This window comes from Vibrio sp. 10N.222.52.B7 (genome assembly GCF_041474275.1).
Classification (GTDB): Bacteria; Pseudomonadota; Gammaproteobacteria; order Enterobacterales; family Vibrionaceae; genus Vibrio; species Vibrio crassostreae_C.
In genome coordinates this window covers 1-210 of the sequence record NZ_JBFRTU010000607.1, presented here as the reverse complement: position 1 = coordinate 210, position 210 = coordinate 1, and the positions used below count along the sequence as shown (strand labels likewise).

The window sequence follows — 210 nt, the reverse complement described above, 5'->3', positions numbered from 1 at the left end:
CATCTGGTTGAGTTTGGTTTAGTTCGTCGATTAAACTCGGTAGCTTTTGAAGTTCCGCTAATACGCTAGCAGCGTTCTCATTCACTTTTAGTTGAACATAAAGAGCGAAAGGCCCTGCTTCTGGCAAGATAGCACTTTGAATTTTAGGCTGCTCATTTGAGATGTTAAGCATAGATTAATCCTTTCATTTTTAGCTTCTAAGTATAATTG

The 210-nt window shown here is 38.1% G+C and carries 1 protein-coding gene; it reads right to left on the bottom strand.

Translation table 11 applies throughout. The annotated features are described in order from the left end of the window. A partial coding sequence (locus tag AB4512_RS24425) for a Dyp-type peroxidase domain-containing protein (RefSeq protein ID WP_372176070.1) occupies positions 1 to 172 on the bottom strand: 172 nt, incomplete at its 3' end. Between the last annotated feature and the right edge of the window lie 38 nt (positions 173 to 210).